The 19,856-nt window shown below is 34.5% G+C and carries 15 protein-coding genes and 1 pseudogene; 2 read left to right on the forward strand and 14 right to left on the reverse strand.

Annotated elements, in window-relative coordinates:
• Positions 1-85: 85 nt before the first annotated feature.
• A pseudogene (locus FTU34_RS02770) lies at positions 86-1,032 on the forward strand (IS5 family transposase).
• 656 nt (positions 1,033-1,688) lie between these two features.
• Here FTU34_RS02770 and FTU34_RS02775 read toward each other — a convergent pair.
• From FTU34_RS02775 to FTU34_RS02835, 13 genes are all read right to left on the reverse strand, one after another.
• The gene (locus FTU34_RS02775) at positions 1,689-3,926 is read right to left on the reverse strand and encodes a YfjI family protein (protein WP_180034655.1); all 2,238 of its coding nucleotides are present in this window, start codon (positions 3,924-3,926) and stop codon (positions 1,689-1,691) included.
• Complete coding sequence (locus FTU34_RS02780) at positions 3,923-4,129, reverse strand: AlpA family transcriptional regulator (protein WP_104500627.1); 207 nt, start codon at positions 4,127-4,129, stop codon at positions 3,923-3,925. The genes FTU34_RS02775 and FTU34_RS02780 overlap by 4 nt, the downstream gene beginning before the upstream one ends.
• A 107-nt stretch (positions 4,130-4,236) precedes the next feature.
• Positions 4,237-5,211 carry a hypothetical protein gene (locus tag FTU34_RS02785; protein ID WP_168398649.1) on the reverse strand — a complete coding sequence of 325 codons (975 nt, stop codon included), beginning with the start codon at positions 5,209-5,211 and terminating at the stop codon, positions 4,237-4,239.
• A 35-nt stretch (positions 5,212-5,246) separates the two neighbouring features.
• Positions 5,247-8,123, reverse strand: a complete 2,877-nt coding sequence (locus FTU34_RS02790; RefSeq protein ID WP_180034656.1) for a type I restriction endonuclease subunit R — start codon at positions 8,121-8,123, stop codon at positions 5,247-5,249.
• A gap of 32 nt (positions 8,124-8,155) precedes the next feature.
• A complete protein-coding gene (locus FTU34_RS02795) occupies positions 8,156-9,289 on the reverse strand; it encodes a PD-(D/E)XK nuclease family protein (protein ID WP_180034657.1) in 1,134 nt (377 codons plus the stop codon).
• Between the two features lie 16 nt (positions 9,290-9,305).
• Complete coding sequence (locus tag FTU34_RS02800) at positions 9,306-9,674, reverse strand: DUF4431 domain-containing protein (RefSeq protein WP_180034658.1); 369 nt, start codon at positions 9,672-9,674, stop codon at positions 9,306-9,308.
• Positions 9,675-9,704: 30 nt separating this feature from the next.
• Complete coding sequence (locus FTU34_RS02805) at positions 9,705-10,556, reverse strand: hypothetical protein (RefSeq protein ID WP_180034659.1); 852 nt, start codon at positions 10,554-10,556, stop codon at positions 9,705-9,707.
• A 61-nt stretch (positions 10,557-10,617) separates the two neighbouring features.
• Positions 10,618-11,850: a restriction endonuclease subunit S gene (locus FTU34_RS02810; protein ID WP_180034660.1), complete on the reverse strand. Its 1,233-nt coding sequence runs from the start codon at positions 11,848-11,850 to the stop codon at positions 10,618-10,620.
• Complete coding sequence (locus tag FTU34_RS02815) at positions 11,850-13,418, reverse strand: type I restriction-modification system subunit M (RefSeq protein ID WP_180034661.1); 1,569 nt, start codon at positions 13,416-13,418, stop codon at positions 11,850-11,852. Before FTU34_RS02815 ends, FTU34_RS02810 begins: the two co-directional genes overlap by 1 nt.
• A gap of 909 nt (positions 13,419-14,327) precedes the next feature.
• Entirely contained in the window at positions 14,328-14,885 is a 558-nt protein-coding gene (locus FTU34_RS02820) for a hypothetical protein (RefSeq protein WP_180034662.1), read from the reverse strand.
• A 54-nt stretch (positions 14,886-14,939) separates the two neighbouring features.
• On the reverse strand, positions 14,940-15,437 hold the full coding sequence (locus FTU34_RS02825) for a hypothetical protein (protein WP_180034663.1): 498 nt from the start codon (positions 15,435-15,437) through the stop codon (positions 14,940-14,942).
• An 11-nt stretch (positions 15,438-15,448) separates the two neighbouring features.
• Positions 15,449-16,075 carry a hypothetical protein gene (locus FTU34_RS02830; RefSeq protein ID WP_257226206.1) on the reverse strand — a complete coding sequence of 209 codons (627 nt, stop codon included), beginning with the start codon at positions 16,073-16,075 and terminating at the stop codon, positions 15,449-15,451.
• A gap of 255 nt (positions 16,076-16,330) precedes the next feature.
• Complete coding sequence (locus FTU34_RS02835; protein WP_180034665.1) at positions 16,331-17,053, reverse strand: hypothetical protein; 723 nt, start codon at positions 17,051-17,053, stop codon at positions 16,331-16,333.
• A gap of 127 nt (positions 17,054-17,180) precedes the next feature.
• Between FTU34_RS02835 and FTU34_RS02840 the strand changes: the two genes are divergently transcribed.
• A complete protein-coding gene (locus tag FTU34_RS02840; protein ID WP_180034666.1) occupies positions 17,181-17,519 on the forward strand; it encodes a helix-turn-helix transcriptional regulator in 339 nt (112 codons plus the stop codon).
• 31 nt (positions 17,520-17,550) lie between these two features.
• Here the strand turns inward: FTU34_RS02840 and FTU34_RS02845 are convergent, their stop codons facing one another.
• Positions 17,551-18,549 (reverse strand): hypothetical protein, encoded by a 999-nt coding sequence (locus tag FTU34_RS02845; RefSeq protein WP_180034667.1) that lies wholly within the window; start codon positions 18,547-18,549, stop codon positions 17,551-17,553.
• Between the last annotated feature and the right edge of the window lie 1,307 nt (positions 18,550-19,856).

Below are 19,856 nucleotides of genomic sequence, written 5' to 3' on the forward strand. Positions count from 1 at the left end.
GATATGACAATTTGCATGAATGGTTTAGATGGGCTTTGTTGCTCAAATCTACCGTTAAAGGCTTATTCAGCATTATAATTCTCAAATGAATAAGTCCACATCTAAAATCTATCGCACAACCAATTGGCCTTCTTATAACAGAGCATTAATCAATCGAGGAAATATCTCTATTTGGTTTGATCCCAAAACTCAATGGTACGCTCAACCAAAGGGCAAGCATGGTCGAAATCAAACCTATTCTGATGCTGCTATCCAATGCTGTCTGATGATTAAATCTCTATTCCGTTTGTCTTTACGTATGGTCACTGGCTCTGTTGAAAGTTTTATTCATCTTTGTAGATTAGATTGGACAGCCCCGAATATCAGTGATATTCGTATTCCACCATTTGTAGAAGACAAAAGCATATTGATATTGCAATCAGCTACCAAAAAAAAGTAGCGATGGGCTGCATCTACTCGTAGACTCTACAGGCATGAGGTTTCTAGGTGAGGGCGAATGGAAACGCAAGAAACATGGACCTGAATATCGTCGCCAATGTCGTAAACTACATATTGGTATAGATGCTAAAACCCTACAAATACGCGCTATTCAGCTCACAACCAATAATGTCAGTGATTCACAGGTGCTTGGTGATTTACTTAATCAGATTCCACAACATGAGCAAATTGACTCTGTTTATACCGATGGAGCTTGACACCAAGCAATGCCGTCAGGTCATTGCAGATCGGCAAGCGCATGCGGTGATTGCACCTAGAAAAAATGCGAAACCATGGAAAGATACAAAGAGTAGCTCGCTAGAGCGAAATGAATTATTTCGAACAATTAAACGTTTAGGCAGGACACTATGGAAAAATGGTCAGGCTATCATCGGTGAAGTTTGGTTGAAACTAAGATGCACTGTATTAAATTATTAGGAGATAAACTCAGTGCAAGGAGTTTTGATAGCCAAGTGAAATGCGATACATACACGTGTAGCAGTCCTCAACAGATTTACGGAATTAGGTCGACCACTTACCCAAGTTACGCCTTAAATTTGGCTCAGTTAGGGGCGCTTTGCATTTCAAATCTTTGTGCAACAAAGCCCTTTTGATACACAACCTAAATGGCTTCAGAGTGTGGAGTATGAATGTCAAGTCGCGGAAGATGACCCGTACATCGTTGATGCATTTACGACTTATCGGTTAGATACTTATTTTCGTGTTATTAAATCTTGATTTTTATACTTAATTTTTAGCCATTTAAAAGTAAAGTGAAGTTAAATTATATAGATCACAAATCCTATAAAGAAAAGCTTTCTATATTACAGTGCAGCATATTGAAAAAAAGAAATAAAAAACCCATGAATCATTATAATTCATGGGTTTATATATTAAATCATTGCAAAGTTGAGCATATGATTACAAAAAATTGGTGGGCCCACACATTACCATACTCTAACTTAAATCATTGTTTTAAAGAAAAATTATTTCAATAAAGTAAAAAAGATACAAACTTGGATACATAGGTTATTTTTGTTGTTTTTTGTAAAAAATTAATTTCACCTAGATCAATAATACCTTGAATCAATTCCATTCTGCTAATAATTGCATATATAGAAATTTTTTAGTTTTATGATTTATATAATTGCTTAATATCCTAACTGACAAAACTGACAAAACTATGTTCTGTCAGTTTTGTCAGTGCCATTTCAGCTCATTTCGTAAATTTTTGGATTTATCCAATAGCGTTTTGTTGGTCGTCCACCTTTTACTGTCGCCTCAACCTCTTCAACGTGTACCCAACATGCATCATTTAAGATATCTACGGCTTCATATATATTCTGCATGTCTGTTAATGATTTCCAATTTTTACGAAATAGCTCTCTTGCACTAAAACCGTCTGTACGCCATTTATCTGACTCTGGAAGTTTTTTCAATTTGTTAGCTAATGTACTTGCTCTAAAGTTAGAAGAATGTAGTACAAGTCCATAAATTCTTCTTGCATGACTTTCTAAATATTCACACCACTCTATTGCCATTTCAATAGCTCTCTTACTAACTCCGCCGACACTACCTAAATTAATAGCATCGATAACATGAAACAGTAATGCTAACCCTGCCAAAAGTTTTGGATATTTAGATAAATGCTCTTGGATTATCGGATGATCTTCTTTAGGTATTTTTTCCTTATGAAGTAAAGTCATCCATTCCTTGAAAATATTTTGAGCTTCGTCTGAAAATATAAAATAAGGTCTCTTGTTTTCATTATCCGAACTATTAGCACCAATACCACAAAGAGAAACTTCATTAAGTTTATCCATACTTTCAAATATTGTATAAACCGCGCTTCGTGCATCTTTATCTGGTATTCGGTCAACATACTCCCAAGTTTCAGCATCAGGGTACACAAGCAATTGGAAGCGCTGTATAAACCCATCATTGCCCAAGCCTTTTATTGCAGGTTCTAGATATTTAATTAATTTATCAGGTTGAATTCCTCCCATGACGGTTAAGCAATGATTTGGAATAAATTGCGGTCCTCTCCCAATTCGATCAACTTGATATGATCCCGTCCCATTCCAGCCTTCGAGAAAGAAAGGTTTGCATAATCCACCATCTTTTTCAAGAAATGCAAATAATCCAACAAGCTCATCACGGAATACTAAAATTCCATTTGGATTATTTACTTCCAAGTCTGATAAAGCTTCTATTGTTGTATCATCAGTTTTATACCGCTTTTCTGGTATATCCTCATTATTAGCTACTTCATTTTTTTTATTGGCTTCAATTCTAAGCTCTTGCTTAGCAATTTTTAAAAATAGCTCTTCTCGCTCAATTTCATCTTTTATTTTGGTAAGTTCTTTTTTTAGCTCTTTAAGTTCCTGCTCCGCAGATAATTTTTCAGCTCGCATCTTAATAATTAAATCTTCAGTTAAGTCTTTAAATTCTTGATTTATCAATCTTATATCTGATTTCTTATCAGAATCTTTGCACTTACTATTTTCTTTTGCCTTATCTATTAGTTGTGAAATTGGACGAAGTCCTGCTTCATAAGCTGGAGATTTCTTCATACTAGGTGTGCCGACTACAGCACTCCATAGATTTGTCATCACACTCCAATCTCCGAGAGGCTTGGGTTTAATTGTCACTTTTGTACCTAGCACCGAACCTAGTGATGACAATAACGAGACTGCAACAAAATCTACTGGCATTTTATCTGCACGCTCTGCCTCGTCAAAAACATAATCAGCAAGATCCATTGGCAACATACTTTTAGTAAGCTTTTTTACAGGTAGTAATTCTGCTCTGATTGGTTGTGGAACTTTCCAATCTATTAATTGAGTGCTAAGAATAAGATTATTTATTTCATTCTCTAATTCTTTGGTACATGTAAAAGAGTCTACAGGTAGAGATAAACCAATAATTTTAATATTTAAACTAACAAGACGCCTTTTTAGATCCCTCACATGATCACAAGTAGTAACAATACAAACCTCATTAAATTTTTCTTTAATCTGCTGAGCTTTATTTTGACTTAAATTATTTACTAATAATATTTTGTATTTTGAGTCTGATAGTTTATAAGCAGTTTGGCTATCTTCCGTTACTAAAAGCACTGACTTACTTTTTTCATTAAAAATGATATTACCATTCCCAATATTTATTTCATTACCTTTAATTAAATTTATGAATCGTAATCCAATAATTTCACCATTTAAATTTCTCAACGGTATAACTGGCATGTCCTCAAGATTCGGATAGTTCTCTAAATTTCTAGTAGCCCTTTTGAATTCTTTAGGCAGTAGGCCATAAATCCTATTCATAGCATTTGCTGTTTCAGTCCCCTCCTGAATTACCATTGAATCATATTCAAAGTAATCAGCAGCATTTGTGCTTTCTGCTTCTTCAACAGCTATGCTTGTATTGTTTGAATATTTTGAATTCATTTTCCGCCCTCCAGCTCAGAATCTGAAGGATTCAAACTTAAAACCCATTCTTTAATTTCGATTTCACGATAAAAAACACGAGCTTGTTTTTTATCTCCAAATTTTATTGGCTTTGGAAATGAAGAATCTTTTTGTTGCAAGTTATATAGCGTATTTCTACTAATTTTTAGAATACGGCAAACATCTTTAATCTTCAAAAGCATTTGTGAGCTCCAATAACAATGCTAGAGCCATCATGGTTTTTTTGAATTTATAAGCCCTTATGTTTTTTTAATATTTTTCCAAAAAAAACCTAAATAATTGAAATAAATTATTTTATTTTTAATATTTCTTTAACTTTAGCCTTTGCGGCATCATCACTTAGTACATCTAAGTCGGTGTAAAAAATTTGAATTAATTTAGAAATTATATTTATATTGTATGGTCTCTTATCTGGGGAAATCTCTGCCTTTCCATCAATATCCCACATGCTTTTAATAAAGAATGTTCTATGCGATGTATTATCAACTCGTGGAGATTTCATATTTAATATTTCTGTTTCTATTTTCTTGTAAAAAAAATCAAGCAGATCACTATCCACAAATTCAATATAATCAATTAATTTATTATATATTTTTTCACTTAGTAAAATATCATTATATTTTCTTAAAAACTTATATTCTGGTATTTTTATATCATCTTCCATACCACTTAAAGGAGAAATATAATTATTATTTTTCATATACTCCAAAAAATCTTCAATATCTTTATTATCATATTTTTTTGCATATTCTTTTAGTTCATGAAATCTTACATCTATCATTTCCATATCTATAACAGCAATTATTTTTTCTTCTCTCAAATAATTCAAAATCTTATTAACATAGCTTGAACTTAAATAAAAAACTGTTGTCTTAGTTTTCGATAGAGGCGATGCATTTAATAAATTTGTCATTTTATTTTTTGCTGACTCAAGTTTATTGAGCCAATTTTTCAATTCAGTGCCACTATATACCAAACCACTATCTAGTTTTTCCTTATATTTTATTGAGAAATAATATTTTTTAGAAAAAAGAATTAAATCACTTAGCTTTAACTCACACTCCAATATTTTTTTAAAAGACTTATCCTCCAACAATAAATAAATTTTCTCAACATGGAAATCCTTTTCCTCATTACTAAGGTAAGTTTTAAATTTTAGATTATTACTTATAAATTTAATTTTAATAAATTTATTATTAATTTTGCTATATTCTTTTAGAAATATAGCTACTTCCTCTTTGTCTTCTTGTGTAACTCTTTCCATTTAATTATCTCAAATTGAAATTCTGCGTTACTGATTTATAAACCAGTATAAAACTTCTCAATCAACTGGCGTGTCTTGACCAGCAAATTGCTAAAAATGCTCTCCCGTTCAAACAGCTTAACCTTATAGTTTGGTAAGTCCTTCAACTCTTCTTTACGTGGTAGGCGTTTGGTGAACTCATAATGCTCCAGAACCTGTTTCATGGCTTCTGGTTTCAGGTTTTCTTCTTTACAAAGATGCTGATAGGCCTGTTCTTTTTCAGCATCCCAGAACTGAGCAAAAGCCGTTTGGACGCTTTGGCCGTTGATCATCTTCGGCATGTTTTCTTCAATGAATTTTTGAATGAGGTCTTGCTTATCGTGCAAGCTAATATCACTACTGATTAAATCGTAAATTTGCGCTTGGTACTTCTGACGCTTGTCCTCTGAGTCCGTATCAACAACAAGCTGTAGGAGGTTGATGATATAACCAACATTAATGCGATCACTATGCAGTAAATCCAGTTGAAAATCGACATCATCAAGTACCGATACTTTGTCTTTCTTGGTGGTCTTTCTAACGGCACGGCATAGGTCAGCATACTTAGAGGCGAAGTTTGCAAAGTGCTGCTTATCAAGTTGTGTTTGGTCTTGATCGTATTCAATAAAAGTTTGTAATTGCGCGTTATAGCGCATCACTTCACGGAAAGCTTTAATAAATTCGAGTTGCTGTTCTTCAGTGACAAGATCATCGACTGATTGGTAATTGGGCGTTAAGGCAAACAATTTGCTCACCGCTGCTTGGTAATCCTGTTCGATTTCCGCATAGCTGGGAACAAGTACAATCTTGGTCGTTTCTTTATTGGAAAATAGTGCCAGTGCTTCATCTGTTGCACGTTTTAGGTTGCGGAAACAGATGATATTGCCAAATGGTTTTTTATCGTTATAGACACGGTTGGTGCGTGAGAATGCTTGAATCAAGCCATGATATTTTAGGTTTTTATCGACATACAAGGTATTTAACGGCTTAGAGTCAAAGCCCGTGAGGAACATATTGACCACGATTAGAATATCAATCTGTCTGTTTTTTACGCGCTGTGCAATGTCGCGGTAGTACGCATAAAATTGATCACCAGAATTGTAGTTGGTTTTAAACTGTCGATTGTAATTCGCTATGTAGCGATCTAGCTTATCCCGACTGGATGAATTGACCTGACTTGGAATATCTGCGGCTTCTTCATGAATTAAGCCATTTAAGTCATCAGTCGGTACAGCCTCATTTGCAGCATAGGAAAAGATAGTGGCAATGGTCAACGGTTTAAATATCCGACCTTGTGCTTCATCTTCAATTTGCTTTTCAGCCTGCACCTTTTCAAAGAGGTCGTAATATTGGGTCAGTGTTTCGACCGAACTGACACAGAACATTGCGGTAAATTCACGATTACGAGTTTTGGTATCGTGAATATTGACAATGTAGCGGGCAATCATTTCTAGGCGTTGTGGGTTGTCATACAGTTCTTTGGTATCGATGCCTTCTACGTCTTCCTCATAACTTTCATTCGTCGCCATGCCTTTGGCGGTGTATTTGCCACGATAATCAATCTGGAACTGCAAGACGTTACGATCACGGATGGCATCCACAATCACGTATTTATGCAAACATTCATTAAACAGGTAATCTGTGGTCAGTTTTAAACCTGCTTTGCTTTGGCTGTTCTTTTCAAAAATAGGCGTACCGGTAAAACCAAACATTTGAGCATTGCTGAAGAATTTTTTGATGTTCTGATGGGTCTCACCAAATTGACTGCGATGACATTCATCAAAAATAAAGACCACTTTTTTATTTTTAAGATAATCAATCGATTCTAAATAACGTTCAGTGCTTATTGCCCGATTGAGCTTTTGTATGGTGGTCACAATCAGTTTGTCATGACGTTGATCGAGCTGTTTTACCAAGGTCGATGTGTTATCGGTGCTGTCGACGCTGTCGGCTTTAAAAGCATTAAATTCGCGTGAGGTTTGCGTATCGAGGTCGTTACGATCGACCACAAACAAGACCTTTTCAACATCGGGCATTTGCATGATGATCTGACTGGCTTTAAATGAGGTCAGGGTTTTGCCTGAACCTGTAGTGTGCCAGATATAGCCGTTCTGATCGGAGTGTTGCACTTGCTCCACAATTTTATGTACTGCATAAATCTGATAGGGACGCAGCACCATCAGGCTTTTGGTGGTTTCTAGCAGCACCATGTACTGAGTCAGCATTTGGGTCAGATGCTGCTGATTGAAAAAAGCTTCGGCAAAGTCGACAATTTCATTGATGTGTTTGTTATGGACATCCGCCCATGGAAAGGCAAACTCGATACCTGTGGTGCCGTTGGAGTAATAACGGGTATTGGCACCGTTACTAATCACAAACAGCTGAATAAAACCAAACAGCCCTTGTCCTGCCCAATAGGCTTCTCGGGTATAGCGTTGTGTCTGATTAAATGCCTCTGCAATCTCCATACCACGCTTTTTAAGTTCAATCTGTACCAATGGCAAGCCATTGACCAAAAGCGTGACATCAAAGCGACTGGTACGCCCATTGTGATCACGATGGTCGATGGTGATTTGATTGGTGACTTGGTATTTGTTCTTGGTTGCGTCATCAGATAAAAAAAAGATATGACCACTAGAACCATCGTCAAATTTGACAGGGAATAAGTCACGTAAATTTTTAGCCCGTTCAAAGACTGTGCCAGTATTCAAATGGCTAATGACTTGCTTCCATTCAGCATTTGATAGGGGAGGAAGTGCATTGGCACGTTCAATTTGTGCTTTTAGGTTTGACAGTAAAGCGGCTTCATCTTTAATGGTGACATTGGCATAGCCCAAGCCATTGAGCTGTGTAATAAGTTCATTTTCAAGTTGTGCTTCGCTTTGTACTGTCATTTTTTGCTCTGATACGCATTAGATATAAAGAATTATTTCCACTCAGTTTCGACACGATTTAAAATTTTTTGAGTGAACACAATGAGTTTTGTTACATCATGTAGATCGAATAAGTTAAATTTCCAAGATATTCCCCAGTATTGATTATTTTTTCCTTCGTACCATTCTTTTTCGATAGGGTAAGGGTTTTTCTTAAGCTGTATTTTTACGTTTTTCATAATTTCATCTGTTGGATTTTGAATATACATATTGATACTGCAACCCATTGGTGATGTATTGATATGTAGATTTAAAACCGTATCTGACCAATCCTTCCAATTATTTCCAATGAATCTAAGAGCAGGTGTACCATTCCAAGTATGTCTTCTTACATAAGGCTCATATTCTTCGCCTAAAGCTATCTGTAAGGCATTATTTACATGGTCAATGATTTCTTGATAAACATTTTCTCGTAGATCAACGAGTTCTTGTATTTTTTGCATGTTATCAATAACAAATTTTAAGCTTTCCATATCTGTTTCCAATGATTCATTAAAACTATCTAAATGTAGTAAAAAATCTCGTGCAAAAACTCCCCATTTATTTAAAGGATTATTAATAATTTGCATTCCTAGTGTTTGTTTTAATTGGGTTGTAAAATCTGAATATGACAGCCCAAGCCAACCTTCTATATTTGTGTAGCCATTTGGACTAAAAACTAAAGGAACAAGTTTCTTTTCAATACCTGTTTCTTGTTTTATTTTATTGATATCTTTAAGTTTTTTATTTGCCCAACTTAAATACTCTTTAAATGGGTTATTTTGTGTGTGATAAACTTTAACTTCTACTACGATTAAAGCTGTATCCGTTTCTAACCATAGATCAATAAATTTTCCTTTATCTGTGATTTGTTGAGTGACGATCTCTAATACTTCACCAAATTCAAACTCAGAATATTTTTCATTTTGTTTGATAGCTTCGATAAACCCATCATAAAAACCTGAATTTAGGCTGTGTTTTTCATTTGGATCTAGAAAGAATGCAATCAGTTCTGTAATCGGATTTTCATGATGACTTTTTAAGGCTGTATCAAAAATTGTCATCTCTCTTTCAGGAGTTTTATACTGTTGTGCTTTTAGTAAGATATTTTCATATTTTTGAATAAGTTGTTCTTCAAGCTCTACCATATTTTTAATATCTCTATTATTTATATTTCACTGAATCCACAACACATAAAACTTTTGTGGTGTGATGACCTGTATGACTTCTAAATAACTCACTACATTTAATTTGCACCGATTTTCCTTCTTTTCTAAACAACGAGGAATAGCGTGGATCATTATCAACTAATTGAATGAGTTTAGTTTTAACCAAACCTTCTTCACCATCAACATTAATCTGCTGATTTAAAGTCACCGCAATCTGATTACCTCCAAATGCCTCTTGATTTGGGTGCAGGCTTTTAATTCGAAGCAATTTGCCTGAAATAGTTGCAGGCTCACCATAATAAAATGTCTGTGCAAAACTTAAACTAGGTACTATAAGTAATAAGAAAATACATAATTTTTTCATAATTAACGCTCTAAATTTAATGATTACCAATCACTTATATTCTTTCTTGATAGGATTAAATTCAATCTGCTTACTATATTTAACCTTACGGATATGCTCATAATCTTCTGTAGGTTTTTCACCAGAATAAGTCACTTTAATAGGAAAATAAGCATCCCCATTATTCACCACTTCAATAAGCCCTTCATAAGCATAATGTAAAGGGGAGTCTTCATCATAGCTGCCGCTATTGTCTGCTCCTGCATCTGCAATACTGTAGCTATTGATAAAATCATTTTCAGGAAGATGCAATGCTTCCCACCATGTTTCTGTTGTTCCAGTGCTGGTATATCCATTTTTGAAAATACTACCTACTAAGTTTTTCCCTAAAGGTTTAATATTTTCAGAAATCTCATTTAAATCAATACCAACTCGCCCCCAACTACCTGAAAATTCAGCATCCTCTTTACTTCGACTGACTAACTGATACTGACCACTATTTAGCTTTTTAAAGCTAAATAAATCAGCTCCACCTGTACAGGCATGACACGTCACAACAATCCCATCGTCACTTACTTTAATTTTTTCGATCATGACCAAATAACGTGTTTGATTAGCATTATTTTTATATTCAAGCACTGGGTGCATGAGAGCGACAGTTGTATTTTCATCTTCACCAGCCTGCCCCAATGCAACATATGGCATTTTACTAATTTCTTCATCATCAATATAGCCACGAGTCATTTGACCACTGTAAAACTGGCGCATAAGTTCTTTAAAGCTCAAAGTATCTAATTGCACCTTTGTCATCTCAGCGACTGAGAATTTTGTATTTGCGACTGCCATTGGTACAGTAAATAATGTACTGCTACAAAGTATTAAATTTATGAATAGCTTTTTCATTTTCCACCCTCTATAAAATACAAAAAAGCCAAACCTCCCTATAAGATTTGGCTTTAAAAAATTAAACAAACATCTGCTGCAACAAGCCTTTTTTCCAAGTTTTAGCTTGTTCTATTTGCTGTGCCACGACTTCAATTTTTTGGTCAATCGCAGAGAGGAAATTGGCGATTTTGATTTGTTCTTCTAAACATGGGGCGCATAATTCTGTCTTTTTCAAAGCAGTTTGATTGATACTTGCCTGATTTACAGCTTTATTAGCGATTGATTCAAAATGCTGTTTAAATGTTTTTTGAGACAGTTCATAAAACATAAATTTTTTATCTAAATTTTTCTTGAACTGAATTCTCAACAAATTCATTCCATGATAAATATCATAGTCTTTATCTATATATACCACCTTACCAATATGCGCTATGCTATTAATATTACTAAATAAAATATCACCAATTTCCAATCTGTATGATGAAATATCAGATTGTGTATCGACATATCCAACTCGGCTCAAATCAATATTAAAATTTGAGATCGTTTCTATACGAGTTACTTTAAAACCATTTCCATTCATATTTTGATCTAATGAAAGTCCGTTAGTTAAAATATCAACACAATCGCCTAAAAGAACTTTATTCCACTCCCCAAATTCATTCCCATCATCCGCTTTAAAACGAAGCTGCTGACTAAACAGCTTTTGCATCATGCCTTGTTTATATTGGCTGAGCAGCGCATGTTTTTGCGTGAGTTGACTAATCTTTTCATCCACTGCGGAAAGAAAAGAAGCGATTTTGGTTTGTTCTTCTTTTGGAGGAACAATTAACTCAAAGTTTCTAATAGTTCCAAGATTTAATCCTGCTTTTGCGCCTGAGTCATTTAAGCTATTAAGCTTATTATTATATTTTTCAGTCGAAAGACTATAAGCAATGAATTTAGAATCAACGCTGTCTTTCATTCTCACCAAGGCAGTATGTTGATTAATATAAGCTGTTCCTAAACCTTCGGGAATCCAACCTAATTTACCCAATTCAGCGGTAATAGAAATTAAAATATCGCCAAATTTTAAACTTGTTCTTTTTCCTTCATTTGAATCTTTAGGCAACTGAACAAATTTTAAATCTGATAAATCCAAGTAAATTCCATCTCGTACAAGATTGGTCATACGAATGAATTTATCACCAGATTCAGAATAATATTGAGCCCAATCACGTGAGCCACTTGTAACAGTTTGGGCTTGATCGTTAATCTTTATTTTATCCCATTGATTATCAAACTCTTTAAACCTTAATTTTGGCGCAGCCATTACTTCACCTCCGCAAAAGGCGAAACAATGCCTAGCTCGGCACAGAAACCATTAATCACGGCATCGGTCTTTTGGCTGTCTTGTTCCAAAGCTTGAAGCTGTTTTGCAATGGCATCTAAATCAATCTCGGCTTCCGCTTCAAAGGTATCCACATAACGCGGAATATTCAGGTTGTAGTCGTTATCTTTCACTTCTTGCAAAGTCGCCACATGCGCATATTTTTCAATATTTTCACGCTTTTCAAATGCTGCAACAATCTTATCCAAATGCTCAGGCAATAACTTGTTTTGGTTCTTCTGCTTTTCAAACTCATTGCTGGCATCAATAAACAGAATATTGCCGCTCTGCTCACGGTTTTTCTTCAACACCAAAATACAGGTCGGAATCGAAGTGCCATAGAAAATATTGGCGGGTAGACCAATAATGGCATCCACCACATTCAACTGTTCAATCAAATACTGACGAATCACGCCTTCACTCGAACCACGGAATAATACGCCATGCGGTAACACCACCGCCATGGTGCCATTGTCATCCAGTTGATACAGCATGTGCTGCACAAAAGCCATATCGGCTTTGGAACTTGGCGCCAGTTTACCGAAAGCTGCAAAGCGTTCATCCTGTAAAAATAATGGATCGGCTGACCATTTTGCAGAAAATGGCGGATTAGCCACCACCGCATCAAACTTTTTATCTAAATGCTGCGGACGGGTTAAAGTATTTTCCTGCTTGATGTCGAACTTGGCAAAATGCACGTCATGCAGAATCATGTTCATGCGCGCCAAGTTGTAGGTGGTACGGTTCATTTCCTGACCGTAAATCATATCGACATCTTTTACTTCACGTTTTACCCGTAGCAATAACGAACCTGAACCACAAGTCGGGTCATACACCGAACGTAAACGCTCCTTGCCTTGGGTGACGATTTTGGCAAGTAGGGTAGACACCGTTTGAGGCGTATAAAATTCTCCAGCTTTTTTACCTGCGCCTGAAGCAAACTCACCAATCAGATATTCATACGCATCACCCAATACATCCGACTCAGTATTGGAAATATCAAAATCAATCTTGTCTAAATGACTGAGAATTTTGGCAACCAGTTCATTACGGTCATTCGCCGTGTTACCTAGCTTGGTCGAGTTTAAATCGAGGTCTTCAAACAGATTGGCAAAGTCATCGGCAGAGTCAGAACCTAAAGTGCTTTGTTCAATGGCTTTTAAAGTCGCTGTAATGTCATCAAGGATGAATTCACCCTGACGACCACGTTCCGCGATGGTATGGAACAATTGCTTAGGGGATAGGGCATAGCCCACTTCATTAATCGAGTTCTTTTTAATTTCTTCGATATATGGCACATGCTTATTATTACTTTCATCAAGCTCAAGGAAAGTAATATCTTCGCCATCCAACAGCTCATTGGCAAAATTAACAGACTTTTCAGACAAATATTTAAAGAAAATAAAGCCCAGCATGTAATCACGGAATTCATCTGCACCCATTTTGCCACGGAGGTCATTGGCAATATTCCACAGTTGTTTTTGTAGTTGTTGAAGTTGTGCTTGGGTCATTGTTATATAAGTCCGATGAAAAGAATAAAACATGACTAGTGTACCGATAAATAAAAATTTTTCAGCAAATTTGAAGGGAAGAAGACAGGATTTGTCGTACTAAATACATATCAGTATTATTGATTATATTGGTTTTATTTTAATATAAAAGTGATAAATGGACTCATACATCATAAGTTAAATTAAGCCTTATATCAAAACTATAGATAATTAAACCAAGAAAAATAAGTAAAACAAATAATAAGATTATTTGTTAAAGTTGGTCATATTCAGCATCAATATATGCATTAATTAATTTCCAATCCTCAGTTTTTGAGATATGACGTGGAAACTGGCAAGCTCCTCCCTAAAAAATAAAAGGATTTTAAAAAGAATAAATTTTAAGGCTCTAGACTAGCAGACTAGTTATATTAGTCTGTAATCATCATACTTAAAGGGCTTTGTTGCATAAATACATAAAACACTGATTTTATTATGTTTTAATTTAGGTTGAATTTTAATCAAAACCTTTAAAATCATATAATTATGCAATCTTTATGCAACAAATCCTACTTAAAGTAAGAAAAAGTGGAATCAAAATAACTATAAAACTGACAAGTAAATTTCTAAATAACCAAGATTTAATATCGGTATCATTTCTAAATTGATAAATATTCAAAAATGGGAAAAAAACCACTGGAAAGAAATATATATAAGTCAGTTTGAATGAATCCGTCTTTTCAGTCTTAATCATGAATGGTCAAAGTTCCTGCTAAAGAGGCTAATTTCACTGATTACTAAGTAGAGTTAAAATCACATCTTGAAGCTAAGCGAGCTGTGCAAGACCTGCTATGTTAATCTTAATTGTTCATAAAATAACACCAATGTGTATATGGAAATAAGGAAACATACTCAACAATAAGTCTTCATTTAAAATGCAGATCCCTGTTGTTGAACTTTCTGTTGAAGTTGTCGTTTTTGTTCAGCTTTTATTTCAGTGTTCATTTTTGAATAATTTATTTTATCTGTGTAATTCAAATACGTTGTAGTATCAGGCCAACCACGATATGCCGTAATACTCATACCATTTTTAAAATTCCAGGTAAAACTTGCTTCTCCAAGACTAGGATTTCCTGAGCGTTGGCTCGGTTTTCCATATTTTGATGAAACAAAATTTGCAACCTCTATAATTTTTCCTGAGTCCATAAATACGGGAAATTTATATTCTGCATAAGCAAATTTTCCATTGGATGTATATCCAAAATTTAATTCTGTAGTACCTTCTAATACAGCATTGGAATTGTATTTATCTATCCAGTAGTTGTTGTCTTCACGAACTACTTTAACATTGGTATTTTGCAATGCTGAGCGAATTTGATCACGTGTTGCACCTTTTAGCTCTACATTAAATAGTTGTGGGGCTGCCATTACAGATGAAGATGCTACTGTTACACACAATGTTAAAGCCGTATTAATAAAATGATACATAAAAAAATATCCTAGAGCACATTAATTTAAAATAAGATTCTGAAAGTAATAGATTTAATTTATTTTACTAGAAATTAATTTCCCATCTTTAACGGTAAGATCAAATTTAGTTAAACGACTAGGACAGCAATGTCCGTCATCCTCAAAATAATCATATTGATGAACGTTAATATTTCCCTTCTTATCTTTTTGAATACTCGCTGTCACAGCAAAATATTTTGAGTCTAAGAAGTTAAATTTTTGATCTTTTTTACCAATAAAAACGGCTACTTCTGAACTCATTGTTGTTGGATGACAAGTCGTTTCTTCACAAAAATTAAGCACTATAATTCTATCTTTAATTCCATCGTTATTAATATCAGCAGTGGTAACTTCCTTAGATTTTAGAGAAAACTTAAAATAGTCTGAATCAATAGCATATTTTTTGCTTTCTAAATTCAAATTTTTTATAGATACTTGTACATGGTTATTAATCTGCTGCTGAAGAGTTGTTGCCTCTGCTCTTACAGTAAAAAATATGAAAAATGCAGTGAATAGTATTGATTTTTTCACACATGTACTCCTTAAAAATTAGCCGCTTCTGACTGGTTTTTTTTCTGTTGACTTTCTTGATTTATTTGAGTTCTTTGCTGTTCAAATTCTTGAGTAACATATTCAATATTTACTTTAAAGCCCCCCATATGTGGAGCACTAACTGTAATCATTTCATTGTTTGGAGTAAGAAATACTTTTTCTTGATCGCCAACAAAAGGTGCTTTTTCACGAATAATTTTGTAATTATTTTTCTGCACATAACTCACAATTTTTTTGTATGTCTCTTTTGACATATGGTTATTTTCACTTAGTGTCATCCCCACATAAACTAAATTTTGATTTTTATCAAAACCAAACTGAGTAAATAGCAGACCATCTATATCAAAACCAGTACCATCATTTTCTAAAACTGGTCCTCCAGCATAGGACTCACCATTTATTTTATAATTATTTAATCGCTTCTTTACTGAATCAAAGGTCGAATCCCTTAACTTAAAGCCTAAAACAGGTGTACCTTTTAAAGTAGGATCATCTTCTGGGGCTATTTTTTCAGCTACTTTCTCAATAGCTCTATTTTCGTTACTCTGACTTTGTGATTGAACATGGGGATTACTATCCTTTGAGCAACTGACTATTAAAAGAGTTGAAGTAAGCATTAATAATGTCGATCTAATTTTAAGCATAATTAAAAATTCTCTTATAAATATTAAAAAGTTAAGGTGTTTAACTCAAAATCCGCAGAAGATTATTAACTCTAGAAGGATTTGTTGCATAATTATATGATTTTAAAGGTTTTGATTAAAATTTAACCTAAATTAAAACATAATAAAATCAGTGTTTTATGTATTTATACAACAAAGCCACTCTAGAAAGAAAAAGCAATGACATAATCTATTTATAAAAAGTTTTTTCTATTTATATACACGAATGAAAGAGTCTTCTAAATAACGATTTGAAAAATTATTTTCAAACCAACGCAAAGCATCTTGAGCAAAATAAATATTAGTGTATATGCGGCTATCGACACCGATAGCTGAAATTGTTTGCCATGAACGCGTCATAATCGCTACAGGACTACCATTTTTATCAAACTCTACAAAGGCAGGGTCGACATCATAGCGATTAGCAGCACCATTAAACTCGCTAATGGATTGTACTAATCCATTGTTCAAATCTTTATTAATGTTCTTTTTATACATACGGACTTGATGTCCTTTTGCTAATGCTTGTTCAATAAACATTTTTGAGGCTAAATCTTTTTCTGAAATATAAATACCATTGTTAATTTTTCGATTAGCTTCGCTAAAGTTTGCTTCATGATTAATATATTTTTCTAAATGAATTGAACCCATTGTACGTTTTTCTAATTTAAATTTATCATTGATCAATGATGGGTTTAGAACAATTACATTATTATTAGAGTTATTTGAAAGGACTAAAAATTTGTTTCGTATTTCTGTATTTGACATTTCATCCCATACGCGTTGAGTACCTTTACTTACCCAGCCATCATAGGCGTTTACTCCTTTCGATATGGCACCTACCGTACTGTCTGCTGCTGTTTGGATATGTTGACAGCCTGTTGTGTTAATTAAGACGAAAGAAATCGCTAAAAATAAAAAATTCTTATTCATTTTACCCTCTGAGTGTTTAATCAATATTATAAAAGTATAGCTATGCTGATCATAATACTAAGCAATCCTTAGTAATTTATCAATTCAAAACTAAGAGAATCTTAGTTTTGAATTGATTATTAAACATATGGAAAGCAAAAAATCCAATGTATTTTCAATGCGTTTAAAGGTTGCTCGCAAAGCGAAGAAGCTTTCTCAAGAACGATTAGGCATACTTGCCGGCATTGATGAAGCTTCGGCTAGTGCTCGAATGAATCAATATGAAACAGGAAAGTATGCACCTGATCTTCTGATGGCTATAAAAATAGCTGAAGTTTTAGAAGTACCCGTAGCTTACTTCTTTATTGAAGATAATTTAATGGCAGAACTTGTTACAAAACTCCATTTTTTAACTGAATTACAGCAGAAGGAAGTATTAGATTTTATTAATCAAACAGCCCTAAATATCAAAAAAACAAATATATAATATTTGAAATATAAGCATATTTGATACTTTTTCATAAATCCTGCATTTCAATGTATTCATTGATTAACTGCCAATTTTCCGTTGTTGAAATCTCTCGTGGAAGTTCAACTTCAAACGATTCATAAAAATATCTACGCATACAATACTCAGTATAAGAATCCGCATAGGTTTCATACCGCGCGATGATTGTTAAGTCCATCACCGGCATTTGCGCCTGATCCCACCGTTGTCTTTTCCGACTGAAAAAGAACAGTTTCCCGAAGGTATATAAACGTCCCGCCTGTTGTCGATTGCCTCTGAATACTGCATAAACTTTGAAATAATGCTGCCATGCAAGAAGATCATTTACCGCTTTGGTCTGATCTTTCTGTGAAATCACTCGATTGAGAATTTGGGTTAATTCTCTTTTTTGTTTTTCTATTTCAGTTTTCTTAAATCGCCACGTCCATGAGAAATTCTTATTACTTTTACGGTAAAACTTAGTTTGATGTTCAGCATATTTTTTATGGCTTAACCGTACTAATTCAGCCTCATATTTTCCAAAATCTAAGCATAGATAAGGTTTATTCAATATGAAATTAAATTGTTCATTGTCTTTATAGTATTGACGGATAAAAGTTAATTCTTGCCCGACTGTAATTTTGTCCCAGATGACAGGTTCAAGTTCAGCAATTTTATCTTTTGATGTATATGCCGAACTAGTTGTTGAAGTCACTTTGCCTATGGTTTCTTTGCTGTGACGATGGCTATTAGGGGTTTTGACCAACAAGATAAATAACCACTCATCTTTATAAAGAATGTCTTGAACAATGAGATCAGCAACAGGTAATCCTTGTTTTAGTCGATATGTTCTTTGCCGACTGGTTAAATTTAATGAATAGCGTTCGGTTAATTTATGAATAATCTTTTCAATATCAATTTTACCTAACTCAGTTTGCACTATAAATTTGCAATAAAAATATGATCCTCTTGTGACCTTATCTTGAATTTTTTGTGCGGTGTATTTTGTGTGGGGGCTGTAATCAATCATTTTATGTCATCCAACTATGCACTTTTCATGTCAATCAACAATCCACTTAAGTCGAAATTTCTTCATCCATTTTTGAATTGTTCATCAACAATAATTTTCTCTACATTTCCCATTTTGCTGAGTGCGTCAGCCATCAGCATTAACCAAATTGCGCTAGCACTGTCACCTCACGTTGTAAGGTGACAATAAAGTAGTTCCTAGTGCGCATTACGAAACTTGATCAGCAAATCTTATACTTGTTTAAATAATATATCAATATTATTGATATATTAGATTAACTTTGATAATATGGCTGCATATCAATCGAATTGTGGATTGACCATCCATTCCAACTTTCTTTTTTTGAAGTGGTTTGAATGGCTGACCACCATTCAAAAACTTTGATACATATTGCCCTGAATATAAGACTAACCATCTTCATATTGTCGATGTAGCGGACTGCTGGGGAAACCTCGCTCGGTACGTTGCAACGGGGGCTAGAGGATTGCAATATCCTTTTTCTATCCGTTCATTCACTTTTTAAGAGTTCCAAGCAAATAAAAAGTGGTTGGGCGACAAGGAAACGGGAGCCTATAAGCGATTTATCGTGAAATGGTCATTTGGTTAGTAATAGCCAAGTTAGGTGTGAAATTATGAAAATAGTGGAACATTGAAACCCTGTTCAAAGTGATACAGTCAGGAGCAGCATAGGATGTGCGATAGTCTCCGTTAATAGCTGAATGTGTATGCTTGATCGAACAAGTTTTTTACTTGGAAAAGTATGCTCATTTCCAATCACGATGGCTGCTGAGAGTGCCGTAAGGTACTAGGGCTTTGAGGCTAACGCTGGAAAAGCTGGCACCATTCTGCGCAAGCTGAATGGGTCGTTGGATAGCTTAAACGTGTAACGGCATTAATCGATAGATGCTGATTGGAGTGTAAGAGTTTTACCCTTTACAAAGTTATGTATACATCATATCCCGATATTTTTTAAGGAACTACGGTCGGGGGAAACAGGAAGCATGTATACAGGCGAGAGGATAAGCGGTCTGCACATTAAGACACTTTGAAATAACTTGGGAAGCACTGAATAAAAAGGCTTAAATTGGTTAAAAGTCTGCTGTATTTTTTTCAGTGTGGGAGCGATGGTGAGTAGCGCATATAAAGCAAGTATTTACTTGCGGAAATTGTGATACCAATCTTCATAGTAAGATTTGTATTAAATGAGATAGCTAGCTTAAAGCGAATCCTAAAACATTTCGATTTTTTTCAGTCGGGATGCTCATTGCTAAAACTTGAGTCGGCACATGTGTGAGCATGTTGGACAA

It is taken from the genome of Acinetobacter sp. YH12094 (assembly GCF_013419295.1).
Classification (GTDB): Bacteria; Pseudomonadota; Gammaproteobacteria; order Pseudomonadales; family Moraxellaceae; genus Acinetobacter; species Acinetobacter amyesii.